The organism is Methanocalculus natronophilus, assembly GCF_038751955.1.
Taxonomy (GTDB): Archaea; Halobacteriota; Methanomicrobia; order Methanomicrobiales; family Methanocorpusculaceae; genus Methanocalculus; species Methanocalculus natronophilus.
In genome coordinates this window covers 1-20922 of sequence record NZ_JBCEXH010000011.1, presented here as the reverse complement: position 1 = coordinate 20922, position 20922 = coordinate 1, and the positions used below count along the sequence as shown (strand labels likewise).

17 protein-coding genes are annotated in these 20922 nt (G+C 50.3%); 7 read left to right on the top strand and 10 right to left on the bottom strand.

The window, feature by feature from the left end:
• Positions 1 to 86: 86 nt before the first annotated feature.
• The 5 genes from ABCO64_RS09650 to ABCO64_RS09630 form a co-directional block, all read right to left on the bottom strand.
• Positions 87 to 1904 carry a HAMP domain-containing sensor histidine kinase gene (locus tag ABCO64_RS09650; protein WP_343089333.1) on the bottom strand — a complete coding sequence of 606 codons (1818 nt, stop codon included), beginning with the start codon at positions 1902 to 1904 and terminating at the stop codon, positions 87 to 89.
• Positions 1905 to 2071: 167 nt separating this feature from the next.
• Positions 2072 to 3592, bottom strand: a complete 1521-nt coding sequence (locus ABCO64_RS09645) for a sodium:solute symporter family protein (RefSeq protein ID WP_253457302.1) — start codon at positions 3590 to 3592, stop codon at positions 2072 to 2074.
• 265 nt (positions 3593 to 3857) lie between these two features.
• Positions 3858 to 4358, bottom strand: coding sequence for an acetolactate synthase small subunit (gene ilvN, locus ABCO64_RS09640; protein WP_253457304.1), 501 nt, complete (start codon positions 4356 to 4358; stop codon positions 3858 to 3860).
• Positions 4355 to 6028, bottom strand: coding sequence for a biosynthetic-type acetolactate synthase large subunit (ilvB, locus tag ABCO64_RS09635; protein WP_253457308.1), 1674 nt, complete (start codon positions 6026 to 6028; stop codon positions 4355 to 4357). The genes ilvN and ilvB overlap by 4 nt, the downstream gene beginning before the upstream one ends.
• 1 nt (position 6029) lies before the next feature.
• Positions 6030 to 7511 (bottom strand): 2-isopropylmalate synthase, encoded by a 1482-nt coding sequence (locus ABCO64_RS09630; protein WP_292616486.1) that lies wholly within the window; start codon positions 7509 to 7511, stop codon positions 6030 to 6032.
• Between the two features lie 261 nt (positions 7512 to 7772).
• Here ABCO64_RS09630 and ABCO64_RS09625 point away from each other — a divergent pair, with 261 nt between their 5' ends.
• Positions 7773 to 8561: a class I SAM-dependent methyltransferase gene (locus tag ABCO64_RS09625; protein WP_253457313.1), complete on the top strand. Its 789-nt coding sequence runs from the start codon at positions 7773 to 7775 to the stop codon at positions 8559 to 8561.
• Between the two features lie 63 nt (positions 8562 to 8624).
• On the opposite strand, the gene ABCO64_RS09620 is transcribed toward ABCO64_RS09625, so the two are convergent.
• The 3 genes from ABCO64_RS09620 to purH form a co-directional block, all read right to left on the bottom strand.
• Positions 8625 to 9470, bottom strand: a complete 846-nt coding sequence (locus ABCO64_RS09620) for a tetratricopeptide repeat protein (RefSeq protein WP_253457316.1) — start codon at positions 9468 to 9470, stop codon at positions 8625 to 8627.
• Positions 9471 to 9817: 347 nt separating this feature from the next.
• Complete coding sequence (locus tag ABCO64_RS09615) at positions 9818 to 10462, bottom strand: DUF4013 domain-containing protein (RefSeq protein ID WP_253457319.1); 645 nt, start codon at positions 10460 to 10462, stop codon at positions 9818 to 9820.
• Between the two features lie 312 nt (positions 10463 to 10774).
• Positions 10775 to 12259 (bottom strand): bifunctional phosphoribosylaminoimidazolecarboxamide formyltransferase/IMP cyclohydrolase, encoded by a 1485-nt coding sequence (purH, locus tag ABCO64_RS09610; protein ID WP_253457322.1) that lies wholly within the window; start codon positions 12257 to 12259, stop codon positions 10775 to 10777.
• A gap of 364 nt (positions 12260 to 12623) precedes the next feature.
• Here purH and ABCO64_RS09605 point away from each other — a divergent pair, with 364 nt between their 5' ends.
• The 5 genes from ABCO64_RS09605 to ABCO64_RS09585 all read left to right on the top strand — a co-directional run bounded on the left by ABCO64_RS09605 (position 12624) and on the right by ABCO64_RS09585 (position 18721).
• Positions 12624 to 13136, top strand: a complete 513-nt coding sequence (locus ABCO64_RS09605) for a nucleotide exchange factor GrpE (RefSeq protein WP_253457325.1) — start codon at positions 12624 to 12626, stop codon at positions 13134 to 13136.
• A 14-nt stretch (positions 13137 to 13150) separates the two neighbouring features.
• On the top strand, positions 13151 to 14980 hold the full coding sequence (gene dnaK / locus ABCO64_RS09600) for a molecular chaperone DnaK (protein WP_253457327.1): 1830 nt from the start codon (positions 13151 to 13153) through the stop codon (positions 14978 to 14980).
• 5 nt (positions 14981 to 14985) lie between these two features.
• Positions 14986 to 16119, top strand: a complete 1134-nt coding sequence (gene dnaJ, locus ABCO64_RS09595) for a molecular chaperone DnaJ (RefSeq protein WP_253457330.1) — start codon at positions 14986 to 14988, stop codon at positions 16117 to 16119.
• A gap of 197 nt (positions 16120 to 16316) precedes the next feature.
• A complete protein-coding gene (locus tag ABCO64_RS09590) occupies positions 16317 to 17270 on the top strand; it encodes a methyltransferase domain-containing protein (protein WP_253457333.1) in 954 nt (317 codons plus the stop codon).
• A 326-nt stretch (positions 17271 to 17596) separates the two neighbouring features.
• Positions 17597 to 18721 (top strand): hypothetical protein, encoded by a 1125-nt coding sequence (locus tag ABCO64_RS09585; protein WP_253457338.1) that lies wholly within the window; start codon positions 17597 to 17599, stop codon positions 18719 to 18721.
• Positions 18722 to 18861: 140 nt separating this feature from the next.
• Here ABCO64_RS09585 and ABCO64_RS09580 read toward each other — a convergent pair whose 3' ends face one another.
• Both ABCO64_RS09580 and ABCO64_RS09575 read right to left on the bottom strand, forming a co-directional pair.
• Positions 18862 to 19782 carry a DUF2156 domain-containing protein gene (locus tag ABCO64_RS09580; RefSeq protein ID WP_253457342.1) on the bottom strand — a complete coding sequence of 307 codons (921 nt, stop codon included), beginning with the start codon at positions 19780 to 19782 and terminating at the stop codon, positions 18862 to 18864.
• Positions 19766 to 20251 (bottom strand): GNAT family N-acetyltransferase, encoded by a 486-nt coding sequence (locus ABCO64_RS09575; RefSeq protein ID WP_253457345.1) that lies wholly within the window; start codon positions 20249 to 20251, stop codon positions 19766 to 19768. The genes ABCO64_RS09580 and ABCO64_RS09575 overlap by 17 nt, the downstream gene beginning before the upstream one ends.
• A 288-nt stretch (positions 20252 to 20539) precedes the next feature.
• On the opposite strand from ABCO64_RS09575, the gene ABCO64_RS09570 reads away from it, so the two are divergent.
• Positions 20540 to 20803: a hypothetical protein gene (locus ABCO64_RS09570; RefSeq protein WP_253457349.1), complete on the top strand. Its 264-nt coding sequence runs from the start codon at positions 20540 to 20542 to the stop codon at positions 20801 to 20803.
• Positions 20804 to 20922 lie beyond the last annotated feature (119 nt).

Below are 20922 nucleotides of genomic sequence, written 5' to 3'. Positions count from 1 at the left end.
TATTCCTTTTCTGATCTATATAGTAAGGAAAAAGAGAGAGAGAGAGAGAGAGAGAGAGAGAGAGACGGCCTTTTTCTGATCAGCCGTCACTTATCATTCATTCTGAACGAGTCGTTTGGAACCAGTATCTCAAACCGTGCGCCCTCACCCTCGACGCCGGTTTCCCGAATCGGGATGTTGGTGATCCCAAGGATCTCCCGTGCTAAAAACAGGCCAAAGCCGGTATTGTTACCAACGCCACGCTCGAATATCTTCTCTTTCAAGTCATCCCGGACACCCGGGCCGTCATCCTCCCAGATAATGGTAAGGCCGGATTCGGTCTCCTTACAGCTGAGAGTAACCCGGGTTGCCTCGTGTGCATGTCGGAGCGTGTTGTCCATCAGGTTTGAGAAGACCAGTTCCACCATCGGGTCAGCATAGATGGAGAAGTCAGCACATTCGTTTACCAGTGTAACCGGCCCTTTTACAAGCCCTTTCAGGAGCCCCTGCAGAGGAATCCACTGTGGCTCATCAAGACCGATTTTTTCATACAGAGCGGTAAAGGCGATATGATCCCCAATAGCGGCGGCTGTTTCACCCGCTTCCTTCAGGATTGTTGACGTTGTGGGATCCGGATTTGATTCAAGGGCGATATCAATATAGCCGCGGAGCGCCAGGAGCTTGTTCTGGATATCATGGCGGGTGACACTCGTCAGGAGATGGAGCTTCGTGTTGGCCATATGGAGTGCTCCTGAGTTCCTTTTCTGCTCCGCAAGTGCCACGCTCAGTTCTCTCGTCCGATCTTCGACCCTCTGCTCAAGCTCTTCATTCTGCACCTTCAGCTCCTCTTCTGATGCCTGAAGCTGTTCCATCATGCCCTTCAACCGGTCGATCATCTGCTGGAGAGAGAGGGAGAGCGACCTGAGTTCCGGAAGGCGTGAAGGAGCGATCTGGTGATTGAGATCGCCACCTGCGATTCTGTCTGTATCATTGATCAGGCGATCAATAGGGCGGGTTAACCTGGAGGTCGCAACAAATGCCAGGAGGCCAAAGATGAGCACCAAAATCCCCCCAAAGAAGAGGTGAGTCCGGAACAGGTAATTGAGCTTCTGCTCTATTGGTTCAGTCGTATAGGTCAGTTCTGCAACCAGGTTCATCATTGCCGGACTGCCATGCGGGGTAAAGTCCGGATAGATGTAGCGTGAATACATGTTCCCCTCGGGAGAAGATAGCTGGATTGGTTCTCCATCGCTCCGGACCTCGTCCAGAATCTCATTTCTCCAGTCGAGAGGTACATAGGAAGAGTTCCCCACCTCGTCTCCAAATATGTCAAATATCCGAACGCCTGTCAGGTACGGATTCATCTCCACAATCTCTGCTGCCAGATCCGTATACCGGAGACTGGCGCGGATCTCATCGATTGTGTCATCCCTATAGCTGATCTCAAGGACATACCGTTCATCCTCTGTTGGATGATAGACAAATTTTCTGTCAATGCCGGTTGCGAGATCAAAGGTCAGCCGATCAGAGACATAGACGCCACCTTCCCTGATATCTGTTAAGTGATCGAAGAACCACGGGACTTCTGAGAAGTCTAGGAGGAGATCCGGAGGATAGGTGGTATATTCGATAACGCCTTCAGAATTGATGATGTAGAGTTCATACCCCTCGCCAAAGGAGGTTTTCAGGGCTTCAAGATCGATTCTGCCGGGATCTCCCCCACTCTCTTCATATGCAAGGAGGAAGAGATCCATCGGCTCCCTGAGCTTATGATCAAGGGACTGATCAAAGAGCAGGAGCCCGTGATCCACGAGACTCATCGACTGGAGAAGACTGAATTCGGTGTTCTCCTGGAATTTTTGCACGTCGGCTTCCAGATGAGTTTTGGTCTGATAGTAGTTAAAATGGAGAACCATCCCTGTCATGGCAAGGATGATGAGCAATATCAGTCCAAAGAGCAGCCATCGGAAAGAGATGGAGGGAGATAGTCGATCGTCCTTTATAACAACACCCGGCTCACGTTATGGTTGTGTGAATGGTGTGATGAAAAATAAGTATTCCGATTCCCCTCCACTTGAGGGTGATCCCGGATTTACTTTTTCCTGAAGATATACCACCCGGAATTTGTTTCATCAAGTACCTGTGGGCTGTTTTTGGTTGTTACGAGACTCACAGCAATCATCGCAATCAATGCAAGCGTTACCGAGTAGAGGCTGAAATGTACCGGCAGTGTGCTGACAAACTGGTGATAGTACCCAAATATCCCGGATCCGATAAGCCCTGTACCCATCGCTGCAAGGGCACCTTTTGTTGTTGCTCCCCTCCAGTAAAGGCCAGCAAGGATCGGGACGGCAAATGTTGAGAGCATCACCCCGATACCCATCCAGATCAGCCAGGCAAGCATCTCCGGCGGATTGATCGCAAGGATAAGTGAGATGGCCGCTGCAAGGAAGACAGAGATCCGTGAAACCCTGAGCACGGTTTTGTCAGGCGCATCCCGTTTAATTATATTTTTGAAGATATCCCAGGAGAACATCGTTCCGATTGTGAGCATTAGCCTGTCAGTGGTTGACATCACTGCAGCAAGCACAATGACAGCAAAGAACGCCCAGATTAAGACATTGGGTGCCACATACTCAACACCGACGATAAAGGCAAAATCACCCCTGTTGACAACATCGGGCAGGACAACATGCCCCTCCTCGACAAGGACGCGGACAGCAAATCCGACAAACTTGACAAGGAGCATCACCACGAGATAGATGAGAAATGCAACAAGGGGAGCCCATTTGAAGTACCGGGTCTCCCGTGCGGCAAGGACATTATTGATGACATGCGGGGCGCAGGCAAGTCCAACCATCAGGAGAATACCAAACGAGAAGAGGAACTCCGGCGTTGCAAAAGCATAGCCTGCATAGACAGGAGAGGGGAAATACGGCTCGACGAAGTTTGGGTCGATTCCGGCAAGGACGGTGTTTATATGGGTTAATCCTCCGGCCTTTGCTATTAAGAATGGTGCAATAAGTACTACACCTGCGATTAATATCACCCCCTGGATAAGTGTCGTCCACGAGACTGCATAGAGTCCGCCGACGACGGTATATGCGGTGATGATAACCCCGGAAATGATTAATGCCTGCCAGTGAGGGATGCCAAAGAGCCAGACAAGGACGATACTGATAGCAGTATACTGGCCGACCAGGTAGATGATAGAGACAACAATACCTGCAAGTGCAGACAGCCCTCGAAGGTGTGTTGTACTCTCAAACCTGTGGGCAAAATAATCCTGGAGCGTCATATACCCATTTTCACGGCCGACAGTATGGAGTTTCATGCCAAAGACCGTGATGCAGAACGCCGCTGCAGCCGGAACAAAGATCTGTTCCCAGATTGTCGGCCATCCGGCTGCAAAACCAAGGCCTGAAACACCAAGAAGCGTCATGCCACTGCAGATGGACGCAACCATCAGGATGGTAAAAACCCAGAAGCCAAGGGATCGCCCTGCGATAATATAATCTTCTGTATTCATGATCTTCTTTGATGCCCAGGCACCAATTCCGATCAGCAGGAGAAAGTAGAGCGTAATTATCCCGACAGTGAGCATGTCAGCCATAATCAGTCATCCTCCGGAAAACGGAGCGCCCAGATGACGAGCAGGACGATGATAATCAGAATAACCACGGCAACAGAGATTACCGTTTGTTCAGGCAGTCCAAATAGCATATAGTGATAATGTGTACCATGCTAACATATAACATGCTCGATCGCGCTCCCAGATACATGCAGCAGAGGGAGATCCCTGAATGAAGAGAATTGTATCCTGTGATACAGAGGCGTGGCCTGCCCAAAGCAGGGTCAGAAAAGATGAAAAGAAGTTGTTATTCGCCTGCAGTGGTCTTTATACCACGGAGAACAGCAACTGTACCTGTTCTGACAAGCTCTTTGACCCCGTACTGCCTGAGGAGCTTCTCAAGCGCATCGATCTTTTCCGGATCGCCAACAACCTGGAGAACAAGGGTTTTTGAACCCACATCGATGATCTGGGCGCGGAAGATATCTGCGATCTGCATCACCTCGGCACGGGAGCTGCCGGGATTTGCCGCCACCTTGATGAGGGCAAGTTCGCGCCTGACATGCTCACGGTAGGTGATATCTGAGACCTTGATGACATCAATAAGCTTGTTCAGCTGCTTCTTCACCTGTTCAAGCTGGACATCGTCCCCATTGACGGTGATTGTGATCCTGCTCATCTCAGGCATCTCACATGTCCCGACAGCCAGGCTCTCGATATTGAACCCACGGCGTGAGAACATGCCGGCAACCCTGGAGAGGACACCAGATTTGTTCTCAACAAGAACAGAGAGTGTATGGATCTTCATTTGTTCTGCCCTCCGATCATCTCGTTGATTGCAGCACCGGCAGGCACCATCGGGAAGACATTCTCCTCCCGGTGAATCCGGAAGTCAAGGACAAACGGACCATCAGTATCAATAGCAGAGGTAAGCGCCTCCCTGACACCATCTGCCGAATCAACACGCATGCCATCGATTCCATATGCTTTTGCGATACCGACGAAGTCAACAGACGGCAGTTCTGTATAGGAATAGCGGCGATCATAGAAGAGTTCCTGCCACTGCCGGACCATTCCAAGGTACATATTGTTCAGGATGACAACCTTCACCGGGATATCGTACTGGGCAACCGTTCCAAATTCCTGGATATTCATCTGGATGCTCCCGTCTCCTGCGATATCAAAGACCGGGAGGTCAGGACGGGCAAAATGGGCACCCATTGCGGCAGGGAGACCATACCCCATTGTGCCAAGACCACCTGAGGTGATCCATGTCCGGGGATGTTTAAAGCAGAACTGCTGGGCAGTCCACATCTGGTTCTGGCCGACCTCAGAGACGATGACACCCTCACCATTGAGCAGATCGGAGAGGGTTTTGATGACCAGCTGGGGTCGTAGCAGGCCGTCATCGGGGATTGAGAGCGGATGCTGCGCCTTCCAGTTCCCGATCTTCTCGTTCCAGGCAGTTCTGGCCTTTTGCGAAGAGATCCGATCGAGTATGCAGGAGAGAACCATCTTTGAATCCCCGACGATCGGAACATCGATCTGCTTGTTCTTTCCGATCTCCGCGGGATCGATATCGATATGAATAATCCTTGCATTCGGGGCAAACGACTGTATTCTGCCGGTTACCCGGTCATCGAAACGTGCACCAATAGCAAGTAAGAGATCACATTCGGTCACGGCATAATTTGCATACCGTGTCCCATGCATCCCGAGCATGCCAAGGTTGAGAGGATGATCCCCAGGGATCGCACCGATACCCATCAGTGTCGTCGTCACCGGAATGAGTGTCTGTTCGGCCAGCCGGATCAGCTCCGCTGATGCATCTGAAGCAATCACACCGCCTCCCGCATAGATGACAGGTCGCTCGGCTTCAGAGATCAGTGCGATTGCCTTCTCGATCTGGCGGAGATTTCCTTTGAATGTCGGATGATATCCCCGGAGAGAGATCGCGGCCTGCGGACCAGGATCCGGCGCAACATTTGTGACGACATCCTTTGGAAGATCGATTAAGACCGGGCCCTGCCGTCCGGTTCCGGCTATATGGAATGCCTCGCCGAGCGTACTATCGATATCTTCAGCCTTTTTCACCAGGTAACTGTGCTTGGTGATCGGCATTGTGATACCGGTGATGTCAGACTCCTGAAAGGCATCGTTTCCGAGCATTGCAGTTGGTACCTGTCCGGTTAAGGCCACCATCGGGACAGAGTCCATGTAGGCTGTTGCTATACCTGTTACCAGGTTGCATGCGCCAGGCCCTGATGTCGCAAGGCATACCCCTGTTTTGCCGGAAGCCCGTGCATACCCGTCAGCTGCATGCGCTGCGGCCTGTTCGTGCCGCACCAGGATATGTTGCAGCGGGGAATCGTACAGTTCATCGTAGATGGGGAGTACGACACCACCGGGGTATCCAAAAATAGTCGTCACTCCCTGCTTCAATAACCCTTCAACCAGTATTTTTGCCCCGGTTTTCATCTCAACTCCTCAATAATCTGTTCATTCCGGATATCATAGCTTCAACAGATGCCATGATGATATCAGTCCTGGCACCGCGGGATGTGATTATTTCTCCGTCCTTCTTTAACTTAACAGTGACGTCAACAAGTGCATCTGTGCCGCCATAGATGGCATCGACATGATACTCCTCAAGCGTGATGTCACCGACATCCTGTACCGCCTTCCGGAGTGCCAGGATGACCGCATCCACCGGACCTGCACCAGTTGACGCCTGGGTAATATCCTCACCCTGTACAGTGAGGGTGACGGATGCCGTCGGCATGACACTGTTTCCAGAGACCGTTGTAAACTGTTTCATCCTGATCACAGGCTCACAGGATATGTCAAGCACCGCTTCGGCAATCGCATGCAGATCCGAGTCGGTAACCCGTTTTCCTTCATCGCCGAGCTGTTTGACACGCAAGACGATCTCCTGCAGCTGACGCGGCTCTGTCACGTATCCCATCTCGGAAAGTGCTGCCTCAACCGATGCCGAACCGGAATGTTTGCCAAGCAGGATGCGACGCCTTCGTCCAACAAGCTCCGGGGTAATCGGCTCGTATGTTGCAGTATCCCGGAGCATGCCATGGGCATGGATGCCGCTCTCGTGGGTGAAAGCCATCTCGCCAACGATTGCCTTGTTTGTTGGCAGTGGCACGCGGGTGAGACGGGAGACGACTGTTGAGAGATGGTAGATCTCTTCAGATCGGATGCCCGTCTTTACTCCATACAATACCTCAAGTGCCATGACGAGCTCTTCAAGCGGGGTATTCCCCGCTCTCTCCCCAAGGCCGTTTACGGTCACATGAGCAGATGATGCACCCGACTTCAGTGCCGAGAGTGTGGTGGCAAGGCCAAGCCCGAGATCATTGTGGCAGTGGATGGAGAGTGGGGCGAGCTCTGCAAGTGGCGGTATGATCTCACCTGCACGTTCAGGAGTGAGTACACCAACGGTGTCACAGAAACAGATCCGATCTGCTCCCCGTTCAATACCGCCTGCATAGAGCCCGTGGAGATAGGACTGATCGGCACGCGAGGCGTCTTCTCCTGAGAGTTCAACGATCAGGCCGCGATCTTTTGCATATTCAACAGAATCCCAGGCCATCTTCAGGACATAGTCCCTGTCCTTCTGCAGCTTCTTCTCGATATGCAGATCAGAGACCGGTATGACCAGGTGGACAGAATCAGCACCATAGTCTGCGGCATAGTCGATGTCAAGCTTCACTCCCCTGACAAACGTGCAGATCTCGGATGTGAGTCCGGCATCAGATATCAGGCGGAGAGATTCCCGTTCTCCTTCAGATGCAGCTGCGGATCCTACCTCGATGACATGAACGCCGATATCTGAAAGAAGTGTTGCGACATTCAGTTTATCATCGGGTTTCAGCGATACACCGGGGGTCTGTTCCCCGTCACGCAAGGTGGTATCTAAAATGCGTGGGCTATTAACAAATAAAGCAATCCCTCATAGTGGAAAGCACCGGTACGTATATGGACGTTAGAATATTTAAGGTATAGGATAGGGAAGCCAGCGTTCTGAGGTTTCATACATAGCCTCATACTGTTCAAAGTAGAATTTTTCCTTTAATTTTGTATTTGTACAATTTCAGGAATTATTTCATAACATATAAAGGTAGTAGAGAAAATTACTTGGTTGAACAAGGTGAACCTTCGGAGTCACATACTATCTGATCAATGAATCAGATGGAGGATGGTAGATAGTATGAATGACACAACAGACATTTTAAAAACCGATTTTTCGGGGGAAAACCTCAAAGAAAAATTTAAAGAAGAATATGCCAGTGGACTGTCCAACAGATGGGATGAGATAGTAAACTGGGATGTTCGGAAAGAAAGTGAAGACGGGTTCTTTGAAAACCTCTTACGGGAGTATGGGGTTTGTGATGTGCTGGATATGGCATGCGGTACAGGTTTCCATGCAATCCACCTTGCACAAGAAGGCTTCAATGTTGATGCAGCGGATGGTTCAGATGCGATGCTGGCAGAGACGTATGCGAATGCAGAAAAGCACGACGTCGATCTCACCATACAAAAAGCCGACTGGCTGTCCCTGACACACAGCATACACAAACAGTATGATGCGGTTATCTGCCTTGGGAATGCCCTGACTCATCTCTTTGAGAAGGAGTTTTACCTCAAAACGATCAGGGAAGTTTTCAAGGTGCTGAAAAAAGGCGGTATATTTGTCGTTGACCAGAGAAATTATGACCGTATCCTTGATAAAGGCTATTCGAGTAAACACCAGTATTACTATTGTGGCAACCAGGTTGAGATCCAGCCTGTTGAGCTCCATGACACCATGGTCCAGTTCCAGTACAAATTCAGTGAGAATGAGAAGTATCACCTGACCATGCACCCAATCAGGCAGCAGGTATTAACCGGTTACCTGAAAAAATCAGGATTTTCCAACATCAGAACCTTTGGTGATTTCCAGGAGAGATTCGATCCCTACGAGCCTGATTTCGTTATCCAGGTGGCACAAAAAGCCTGAATCAGGTGTACCCGGGATCAGGTTTACCAAAAGCTCTGGCAGATCAAAAAAAGTATTCTGAGTTCAGGAGTGCAGGTGACCTGATTGAGAAAAAACACCCACATCCCTCTTTGCCGCTGGTTCACATATGACGACTGCGTCATCATCGGGTCCGGTAACAGCACCCGTTTTATGAGCATCGCGTAAGAGTCTCTGGTTTTCTGCTGCTTCGGCATTCTCCGGATCGAGACGAAGAGCATGTTCAAAAGCAAAAGCTGCACCTTCACGGTCCCCTGTTTTCACAAGCAGTATACCATGATTGTTCCATACCTCGCTTTGATCCGGATCAAGAGCGATTGACTCCCTGAAAGCAGCGGTTGCCTCATTATCACGCCCCATCAGTCCAAGAACAATACCCCGGTTATTCCATGCGGAGGCATATGCCGGGTCAATTGCAATGGCATTATCCAGTGAGGCAAGGGCTTCCTCAAAGAGTCCGCACCTGGCAAAAGCTGTTCCCCGGCTATACCAGATCTGCGGGTTTTTGGAATTGGCGGCAAGAGCTGAGTCATAACTCATGAGTGCATCACGGATCATGCCACACTCCTCACAAAGTATGCCGTGGTTGTACCATCCGTCACTATGACGGGGGTTCTGAGTGAGCGCCTGTTGATAGGATGCGAAGGCCTCTTCCAGGCGACCAAGTCTGCTTGCCAGGACACCATGGTTTGTCCATGCATCGGCATTTTTTGGATCAAGTTCGAGCGCTTTTTCAAAGGATGCAAGCGCATCATCCAGCAGGTTCAGTGCAGCAAGTGTATGGCCACGGGCAATCCATGCAGGCGTGCAGTCCGAATCAACTGCGATCGCACGATCATAGTAGATACGTGCGTCATGGAAATGTCCCTGAAGAAAAAAATTATTCCCCATTTCAAATTCTTTTTTTACTTTTAGCGGAATTTTGAGGCTTTTTAGAGCAGACACCACCATACACCAACCAGACACGGATATTATCCCATTATAGGCGGTACATCATAAATTTAACCCTATTAGCAACCTCTATTCAAAGAAGCCTTAAGATGGGCGTTCCTATCCCCTTTTGCCAAAAGAATAACAGGTATATTTCCCTTCAGGAGACCACCTCCACCTGCTGCAGATGGCAGAGTCGGGAGAAAGCATCAGGAATACAATGGAGCATGCATCCCACGACAAATTCGTAGGCTTTCTGCTGCTATGGTCGTAATTCCCAATACGATAAAAAAAAGGAGTGAACCTGCTTATGCAGGAACACTGTCATAGATCAACGTGATATACCGGGCTCCAAAGATAGCAAACGCAGGTATGAGGACAATCATCAAAAACCAGCCGATGATCGGGATGATACCCAGGACGAACTGGACGAGTGCGATGACGACTCCAAGGATAATTAACGCGATGATGTAGTTGATCCAGCCGACCTTTCCGATATGTCCCAGGATAGCGCTGAAGTTGAATGCCTCACCGATTGAGCCTGTCCGGGCAAACCGGATATATGCCATCGGGACGAAAAGCCAGATTATAAAGGCAAGAATAAACACAACAAGCATGCCTGTCAGGGCACCCATTGCACCAACAGCTGCTCCCATATCTCCTCCCATGGCAGCAGCAAACATTGTACCACCCATAAGGAGGAATGCTACAATCAGGACAGGAAGTGCATAGATGATACCGACAATCAGTAGTTTGATACCGTCAATAAAGAGACTCCCCCAGTCCTCAAGTTCAGGCGCGGGTTTTGTCCCTTTGAAGATTCGTACCAGATAGCCGTACAGGAGAGGGAAGATGATTGCAGAGATGATGAGGAGAACCCACTTCATCCACTTGCCAACCAGGCATTCCTTCGTATACTCAAAAGAGTCACCAAGCATTTGACCGTATTCCATAAAGAACCACCTCTGTGGTAATCAGAATACTATCGCCTTTCTATATAAATTTTTCCTGTATTTGAGAGAAATTTACGGGTTTTTTTCAGATTGGGATGTGCTTATCAGCGTAGTTACCTGAATACCCGTTCAACTGGTTTGAAATGAATTACTATGATTAAATACACCAGTTCAACAATCATTATTGATGATACATGCCGCTCACCGGCATACATTTGGTTTAAAAAGAGATTGGATGAGACATATTAAGAGGAGTGCTTCAAAAATAAAAATATTGTTATTTTCTCAACCCCCGGATCAGGGCTTCATTCTTTAATGCCTGAAGTACCGCACACCGGTGAAGACCATGGCCATATTCCGCTGGTTTGCAGCCTCTATCACCTCTGCATCCCGTATCGATCCACCCGGCTGGATAAGCGCGGTTGCACCCGCGTCTGCTGCCACCAGAAGCGTATCCGGGAACGGGAGGAAGGCATCTGAGGCGACAACCGATCCCTCCAGGGGCTTACCGGCTTTCTGGATTGCAATCTTTGCCGCATCCACCCTGCTCATCTGTCCTGCGCCAATCCCAAGGGTCTCCTCATTGCTGGCAAAGATGATGGTGTTGCTCTTGGTATGCTTGCAGACCCGCCAGGCAAGCCGCATCGCCTCAAGCTCTGCTGCGGTTGGCTCACGCTCGGATACCACCTCCCAGTGTTCGCGGTATGGAGGGGTCCGCATCAGGAGGGCACCCCCGTCAATGGATCGGATTTCATCAGAGAGTATGGGGGGAGGGAGCGTCAGGAGCCGCATATTCTCCTTGGCTTTCATCATCTCCCGTGCCTCCGGAGTATAGGAGGGGGCAACAACGACCTCAACAAAGGTACTGCAGATCGCGTCTGCAACATCACTGTCAACCCCCCGATTCATCGCAACAACTGCTCCATATGCAGAGACCGGATCAACATCACGTGATCTGATATATGCCTCAAGCAGATTTGAGCCGATGGCGACCCCGCAGGGGTTATTATGCTTCACCGTGACACACGCGGCATCATCAAACTCCCTGAGCAGGCCGACAGCAGCATGGAGATCAAGGTAATTATTGTATGACATCGGTTTTCCCTGCACGGGAATAGAACCTGCAATACCGGTTGTCCCATAGACTGCTGCCTGCTGATGGGGATTCTCACCATACCGCAGGATCCTGCCTCCCTGGTACTGAACCGTCAGCACATCGGGGAAAACGGAGTCCAGGCTGTGGAGATGGTTGCTGATCGCAGCATCATATGCAGCTGTCCGTGCAAATGCCTTCTTTGCAAGCCGGAGACGGAGCGTGGTGGTTATAGTACCTGCTGTGACAGCCTCGGTTATGACAGGATAGTCAGCCGGGTCACAGACCACACAGACATCCCTGTAATTCTTCGCTGCAGCCCGGATCATTGCAGGACCACCGATATCAATAAATTCGACAAGATCCTCGATTGGAAGATTCTCTGCCGACATCTTCTCAAATGGATAGAGATTGACACAGAGGATGTCTATACCTTCGATTCCATGTTCTGCCATCACCGCATCGTCAGTACCACGCCTGCCGAGGAGCCCGCCATGGATCTTCGGGTGGAGCGTTTTAACCCGTCCATCCATCATCTCAGGCGATCCGGTATACTGCGAAACCTCGGTATAGGGAAGGGAGGCTTCCGAGAGCGCCTTTGCCGTACCACCGGAACTCAAAAGAGCGATGCCTTGCTCGTGTAGAAAACGTGCAAAGTCGATTATTCCTGTCTTATCCCAGACAGAGAGGAGAGCTGTCTTCATATGATGCACAGATTGATCCTCAAGAATAATAGTTTCATCCATTCCGGAGTGGGAGCGTGCTCTGAAAAATTAATTCATGCTGAAGCCTCGTTTGACGAAGCTGAGGGTTATTCCCCTACTCTGCGACGTGCTCATGCGCCCCGCCAGAGCCGGGTGTTTGCCAGGTATTGTCGTTTGCACACAAACAATCCGTATTACTCAAAAAAAAAGAAAATACCAGCATAATTGGATTTTAAAGACCGGTATGAAGAGGGAGGTGATGGGACATATATTTACGTAAGGTTAGGGACAAATATATATAGAACTACATTACAATATTAGATGCAGCACGAAAATGTGAGTAACATATTTGATGTGATCTTCTATGGAGGATGATGAAAAAAAGCGACAGGAAGGGGCCATGAGCGAAGAGATGATCGAGAGGGAAGAGACAATTGATCCTTCTCACATGATCTCCCGGGCAGAATATGACGAACTCAATGAGAAGTTCCTCCGGCTCGCCGCTGACTTTGACAATTATAAAAAGCGGATGGCACGGGAACAGGAGCAGTTTATCAGGTTCGCAAATGAACGGTTCGCACTTGATGTCCTGGAGATCCTGGACAATCTTGAACGTGCCCTCAAGGCAGATGACAGAGATCTGAGAGAGGGACTGGTTCAGATTCATAAGCTCTTCCTTTCAGTCCTTGAGAGGAACGGCATCACCCCAATTGAGTGCTTACACACCCGCTTTGATCCAAATGAGCATGAAGCGATTGCGCACGTCAATTCAGACCATGAAGATGGTGTGATCATTGATGAAGTGGTGCGCGGGTATTGTATGCATGACAAAGTAATCAGATGCGCCAAAGTGGCAGTAGCAAAAGGAAATGAATAAACGGAGTTGGAATTATGAGTGGTGAAAAGATTCTGGGCATTGATCTGGGAACGACGTTCTCCTGCATGGCAATCATGGAAGGTGGAACCTCAAAGGTGATCCCAAACTCCGAGGGTGCACGAACAACGCCATCAGTTGTTGCATTCTCAAAAGACGGAGAGCGCCTTGTTGGAAGTGTTGCAAAGCGTCAGGCTGTGACAAACCCGACAAGAACCATCGCCTCGATCAAGCGAAAGATTGGAACAGAAGAGACAGTCGCAATCGGCGATAAAAAATATTCTCCACAGGAGATCTCAGCGATGATCCTTCAGAAGCTCAAAGTAGACGCTGAGTCCTATCTCGGGGAAAAAATCACAAAAGCCGTCATCACTGTCCCCGCATACTTCAATGATGCACAGCGCCAGGCAACAAAGGATGCCGGCAAGATTGCAGGCCTTGAAGTGATGAGGATCATCAACGAGCCGACCGCAAGCTCGCTTGCATATGGTCTTGACAAGGAAGGTGAATCGACTGTTCTTGTCTATGATCTGGGTGGAGGTACATTTGATGTCTCGATCCTGACACTTGGTGATGGTGTCTTTGAGGTACTGGCAACCAATGGTATCAACAAGCTTGGTGGAGACGACTTTGACGACCGGATCATCGATTTCCTGGTTGATGACTTCAAACAGAAGGAAGGAATCGATCTCAGAAAAGATCCGGTAGCACTCCAGCGCTTAAAAGATGCAGCAGAGAGGGCAAAGATTGAGCTTTCGTCACTACAGAAGACCAATATCAACCTCCCCTACATCACGACAACCGACTCAGGACCGAAGTTCCTTGACGTGGATCTGACCCGTGCAAAGCTCGAGCAGCTGATTGGGGATCTGGTTGAAAAAACGGTAGGCCCTGTGAAGAATGCACTGAAAGATGCAGGTCTTGAGACAAAGGATATCAACCATGTCCTGCTTGTTGGCGGATCCACACGGGTTCCGCTTGTTGTTGAGACAGTCAAAAAAGTAACAGGCAAAGAACCTGATAAGGGAATCAACCCCGACGAATGTGTGGCACTGGGAGCAGCAATCCAGGGTGCAGTCCTCTCAGGGGAAGCAAAGGATGTTGTTCTCCTGGATGTGACCCCGCTCACGCTCGGTATTGAGACCCTCGGCAATATTGCAACACCCCTCATTGAGCGGAACACAACCATCCCGACCCGGAAGAGCCAGATCTTCTCAACCGCAGCAGACGGGCAGACAAGTGTCGAGATCCATGTTGTCCAGGGTGAACGGCAGTTTGCACGAGACAATTTCTCACTCGGGCGGTTCCAGCTCACGGGCATCCCCCCCGCACCACGCGGAGTTCCCCAGATCGAGGTGACATTCGATATTGATGCAAATGGCATCGTCCATGTATCAGCAAAGGATCTTGGTTCTGGTAACGAGCAATCCATCACCATCACCGGAAAGAAAGACCTCTCAGATGATGAGATCGAGAAGATGGTGCAGGACGCCCAGCTCCATGAGGAAGAAGACAAAAAGAAGCGTGAGGAGATCGAGATCAGGAACAATGCCGACATGGCTGTCTACAGCGCGGAAAAACTGATCAAAGAGAGCGAAGACAAGCTTGATGCCGAGGACAAGACCGCGATCGAGGAGGCGACAGCAGCCCTTCGGACCGCACTTGAAGGCGAAGACACTGTCGCAATCAAGGAGAAGATGGACGCTCTCCAGGAAGCTGTCTTCAAAGTCACAACAAAGATCTACGAGAAGGCCGGCCAGGAAGCACAGGAGGCAGCCGGGGCTGAAGGTGAAGCGGCAAAAGACGACACCGTCGTCGACGCAGACTACGAAGTCAAAAAAGAGTGAGTTGAATGGTTGCGGAGAGCTACTATGAGATCCTCGGCGTTCCAAAGAATGCACCGGAGAAGGAGATAAAGAGAGCATACCGCAACCTTGCCCGGAAGTATCATCCTGATGTCTGCAAGGACGAGGGTGCTGAGGAACGCTTCAAAAAGATCAATGAAGCATACAGCATCCTCTCCGATGCAGATAAACGCAGGCAGTATGATCAGCTCGGCCATGAGGCATATACGAATGCCTCAAAAGGAAGCTACAGCGGTTCTGGCAGCGGAGGATACGGATTCTCTTCAGATTTTGCCGGTTTTGGAGATATATTCGATACATTCTTTGGTGGACGCGGATCCCGGTCAGGCCCACAGCGTGGGGCAGATCTGCTGATGAGGATCTCTGTCTCACTTCGTGATGCCGTATTTGGCACAGACCGGGACATCAAGGTGATGCATGCAGAGGCATGCCCCTCCTGTGATGGAACAGGCAGCGCCAACAAACGCCAGAGTGTCTGTTCCAGGTGTGGAGGGAGTGGCCAGATGCGATCTGTCAGCCAGTCGCTTTTTGGCCAGTTTGTCAGGATGACGACCTGTACCGAATGTAATGGAAAAGGCAGGATCCCCGAGCAGCCATGCACCTCCTGTAATGGCAGCGGACACACCCAGGTACAGAGGACAGTCACCATTCACATCCCCGCCGGTGTCGAGTCCGGGATGAGGCTCCGTATGGAAGGATATGGTGAGGCAGGAGACTATGGTGCCGCAACCGGAGATCTCTATATCGAGGTGATGGTCGAGTCCGATACGCGGTTCGATCGAAAAGGAGATACGCTCGAGACCGGTGTTAGGATATCACCTGCACAGGCGGTTCTCGGATCAGAAGTTGAGATCGAGACGATTGATAACCGCAGAGTCAACCTGAAAATCCCACCAGGCATCCAGTATGGTACAGCACTCAGGATTCCAGGTGAAGGAATACGTCGCCGGGGTCGTCCGGGCGATCTGTTGGTACGGGTCATCATCGTCACTCCAAAGGATCCAGGTTCTGAGGTCATGGAGCTGTATGAGAAGATCCGTGAGCTTGAAGAGAGAGACGGATCCGGGGCTGAAGCTTCAACCGGGAAGAAAGGTTTCTTTGAAAAAGTGATGGGCAGGTAAACGCCGCTTTCTTTCCCAAGCAATACCAGGCAAGATATCACCTTCTTTTTTATTTTGCCAGAATATACGATTCCCGTACTACTCCATGCAAGAATGCATAATGACATCTCCCCATCCCGGCAGGGTGGTTTTTGCAGAACAAAGCTGGTGAATCCATTGCACAGGTATTTCTTCTGCCATAACCAACAGATATATGGATGAAACTGCTCTTTGAGCTCTCCGGCGAACACCCGGATCTCCCGGCTGCTGAGATCGGGTGTGTCGGCAGGGTTTGTGCAACGGCTCCACAGGTTGCCATTGCAGACTGCCAGGTTCCCGGAGATACTATCAGGCTTGCACAGACGCATGTTGTTATGGAGTACCTCGGGTCCTGCCCGGCAGAGATGGACGAGATAACCAGCCTTCTCCGCGACCTCTCCCTGACTGCAGAGAAGCCCTTTGCATGCCGGATTAAAAGAATTCATCCTGCGATACTACCGGAATCCCGACCAGTCATCGAACGGATAATGGGAGATTATATCAACGGCGATGTATCGCTGAAAGCACCAGGTGAAGAATTCAGGGCTATATTTTCAAATGATACCTGCTACCTTGGCAGGGTCATTCACCATATCAACCGGGGATCCTATGCATACCGGAATCCAATGCGGCGGAAGTTCTTCCATCCGGGAGTGATGATGCCCCTCATGGCACGTGCAATGGTAAATCTCACCCACGTACAGCCGAAAGAGATTCTGTATGATCCCTTCTGCGGGACAGGAGGCATACTCCTTGAAGGTCAGCTGGTTGGAGCACGCGTTGTGGGATCTGATATTGATCCCGCGATGATTGATGGCACCCGGGAAAACCTGCCCCATGTCGCCTGTCTCCGTGCAGATACCTGTCAACTCCCTCTCGCAGATGGATCAGTTGATGCGGTTGCAGCGGATCTCCCCTATGGCCAGTCAACCTCAATCAAAGCGGCAAGCCTTGACCGGCTTTATGCGGAATCACTCAGAGAGATACGGCGGATACTCAAACCCGGGAGGAGGGCGGTGCTCGTCACCCACAGAACTATTTCTCCGATAGCAGAGGAATTTTTCGAGATAGTTCACTCATTCTCCCAGCGTGTCCACAAAAGCCTGACCCGATCGATCGTCGTTCTGGGATAAGATGGTGAAGAGAAAAGCCTTAATGAAGCCGGATAGCCTGGAAGGGAAAAAAAACAGGCGTGAATCAGATACGAAAACGTGACAAGGGGTTTTGGCAAACACCGGATCAGACGCAGCCGGGATCAGGTGCTGCAACAGGGCCCACTAAACCATAAACAGGCAGAAGATATGATAGCAAATTGTCTGCTACCCCGGAGAATCCGGGAGCACAAAGAGGGTACTCGTACCCGTAAACCGGAGTTTCCGGGTGTATTACCGGCAGGTGCGCACAGGAGGCGTATTTATCCCCCGGGATTGATCCAATCCAGAAAGGAGGGAGAGAGGCAGTGTTAGACTGGTTGAGAACAAATTGTGCTTCGTTTGAACCAAACAGGGCACTTGCGATCAGGGCGCTGCGTCACCTGAAGAAGGGTGATAACATCAAACTCTTCTCAGATGATATCATGGAGATGCGAACCGTCGAGGGGTACTGGTATGAGGCTCTCATCTATGAGCTGCTTCTTGAGACAGCGTCCTCAACTCCCGCATTGAAAAAGATAGTCAAGAAAGGTGCTGATGCACCCAGACGCCCCATCCGGATAGCTCTCGGCCAGAATGGTATTTATTATGCCGAGAAAGGAGATATCCGGGTGAGAGGGAATGGGCAGGATCTGGCAGAGGTTGATCTCCTGCTCATAGATAAAAACAATAAAATTTCATTTGCAGAGATTGTCACCTCCCCGGCTGATCTAAAAGATCTGGAAGCTGAGATTCAGTATAAAAAGAAACTCTTCGGATACCTTTTCAGGCAGGAGACTGTTGATTTTGCACTCTTTTCAGCAGTCGACATCAAAAACACCCAGGTTGTCAGGCGGCTCTGTAAACAGGATGAGAATGCCTATGTCGGAACATTCTCCTGCGAAGAGCTCAAATCCTCGCTCCGTCCGCTCCGCCTGGCTTCACTTCCGAGGGCGGCAGTAAATAATCCAAAGCTGATCAGCGCCCTCTCACTCCGCACCCGCCCATTTGATTACAAGCAGTTTCATGATTCAACCCTTGCCCGCCTCCTCATTGCAGCAAACAAAGGTGCGTCACAAAACGAGATACGATCAGATCCCCAGGTTTCGCCACTCGTCAAAAAGGTCATCTTCGGTGCACTCCACGAGGGAGCCCAGAAGGAGTTGATCTCAAGATATGGTCTCAGGGTGAAAAGCGACATCCTCGGGTATCACGATCTTGCCAGAGATTACTCAAAAGCCGTCCTTGCAATGGATCTCCCCGAAATCTCGCCGGTTATTTATCTCAAGCCGAGGAAGAAGCGGGTCTACTATAAGATGGTGCCTGAGAAGTCGGGAGGGTTCAAGTATGAGCGTATAACTCCGGGCAGGGTTGGATTTTACCTCTGGCTCGAATCTGCAAAGCCATCCATTTCAGCTGAGTCGATGCATTCAATCCTTGGGATATGCAGATAAGTCGGGATAAGCAGATACGTCAGGAGACGCAGGAGAAAGGGAGCTGCAGAGGAAGGAACAGGAGAGAGAGAGAGAGTTTGGATTGGAAGGAGATGGAACGGAAACAGACGGAGGAAAATGATTGTATCCGTTGTGTATCATCACAATCCTTTCAAAACCAGATCATCCAGATCCTGTTTCCGTACATACCGGACAGGCGCCATATGATGCGGATGGTACCGGGTTTTTGCCTCACGCAGACCGGGCACCCCCATATCAGACTCCCTGTTGATATACGTATAGCGCGATTGGCAGGCAGCTGCAGTCTCCATATTGATCACCTTGTAGATGCCTTCAAAACCGGGAAGGCCTTTCTCAAAATGGATGACAAGCGTCTCCGGATTGAGTTCCCCATAGATTGCTATTGCCCCGATCCCCTCCTCGGTTTTGACGACCATGCCGGAGGCATTGATCAGGGAGAAGTGATCGATCGCATAAAAGACAGCATCCCGTTCATAAGCAAGTATGGGCGTCTCGTCACAATGCTTCCACTCACACCATTTCTCCAGGAATTCGCGGATCTCATCCATTGATTCTCCTGACATCTCAGCTACTGTATAGTCCCGTAAGCGCCTGAACCTGTTGATCTCTCCCCGGATCGTCAGGTACTGCCTTCCCTTGAGATCGGCAAGATCCGAGGCAAGGTAGACATAATCTGCAAAATCCCGATCGTCAATGACCGGGAGGTGCGGATACAGGCGCAAGAGCCACGCATACCCTGCCGAATCAAGTATCTGAAGCGGGATGGACCCGCCCTCTTTTGCGGCGAGAGCTATGAGATTTCTGAGAAGCGAGTCGTTCTGCTCTCCAATTGGAAGCCTGAATGTCCGCTCACCCCCCACTATGGTCATAATGACAAGCGCATCATCTGCAATAGCATAGTGGTAATGCGCATAGTGGTTCCAGCAGAGCATGTTTATGATGGTATTATCGCTATGCTCCTGGGGATATGATCTCAGGTACTGTTCAATGAGATCCTTGTTTTCAGGTGAAACCGGTTGGAAGTCATTGAGAGAGAGCATTGTCGTCCTCTTTCTTGTAGATCATTGGTATATATTGCTCCATCGGTTGGAAGCCTATCTTTTTGTAAAAATGCAGGGTTCCAGGCTCAGATATGAGACCTATCCATAGTATCCCCTCCTCCTCGCAGATTCTGGTCAGAAGCCGGATAATCTGCACCCCGATATAGCACCGCCTGTACTCTTTCCGGACCACCACATCCTGGATGTATGCATCAGATACACCATCAGATATTGTCCTGCCCATTCCAACAGCCGAACCGGTGATTTCATCCACGGCAACAATAAACCGGTGGCTTCCCCGGATCATTGCCGGTATCTTTGACCGATCCCAGGAGTCGTCCCACCAGCCGCCTTCCTGATAGAGGGAAATGATCTCATCCGGATCCCACTCCTGGACGATACAGAGAGATATCTGCTGGAAGCGCCCCTTCTGTCCTCTCTCTTGCTCTCTCTCTTTTTCATTATTCACCAGGCATACCCCCAAACCTCAGTTTCTATACTGTCACCTGCACATGCATAGAATGCTCCTGCACGAAATAATGTATGATTCTTCTTCCGGATGATGGGTGATGGATGATGGTTGCAGTCCTGTTCTCTTTTTGTATCTGGCACTCATCCAGGTGAGATTCAGCATACCTGGCATCTGTTTGAGTACCAGCCTGCGCGTCATGGCAGAGGGGGCGCTATCAATGGGAGCGCCACCATGATATGGCCTGCATGAAACCCTGAAATAAGGCGCGGCACGAGAGATATCTGCATGCCGGAGCTGATCAAAAAGAAGAATTTATTAGAGAGGTGTGATAATCTATTAGAGTCGCAAGGGATTGCCCTGGAGGAAAAGGGCGGTAAATTTGCCGCATTTTCCACCAAAAAACCCATAGCAGCCGCTTATATGAGGCGATGCAGGGTTTTACAATTCCCACAGAGACCGGGTGTGCAGCATGCTGCAGTATGGTTTTTGACCACAGAAGGATACATTCCCCTCATCCACCAGGAGAAAACCCTCGAAGAATCCATATGATGTCCATATGATTTGGAGGGTTTTTCGGGGATGTATCCGGTGCTTCAACAACCTATATATCCCGGGCGTGCGTATAGTATTGTCCTGCAACGCGGTGATGATATCCCGGAGGTTTCCGG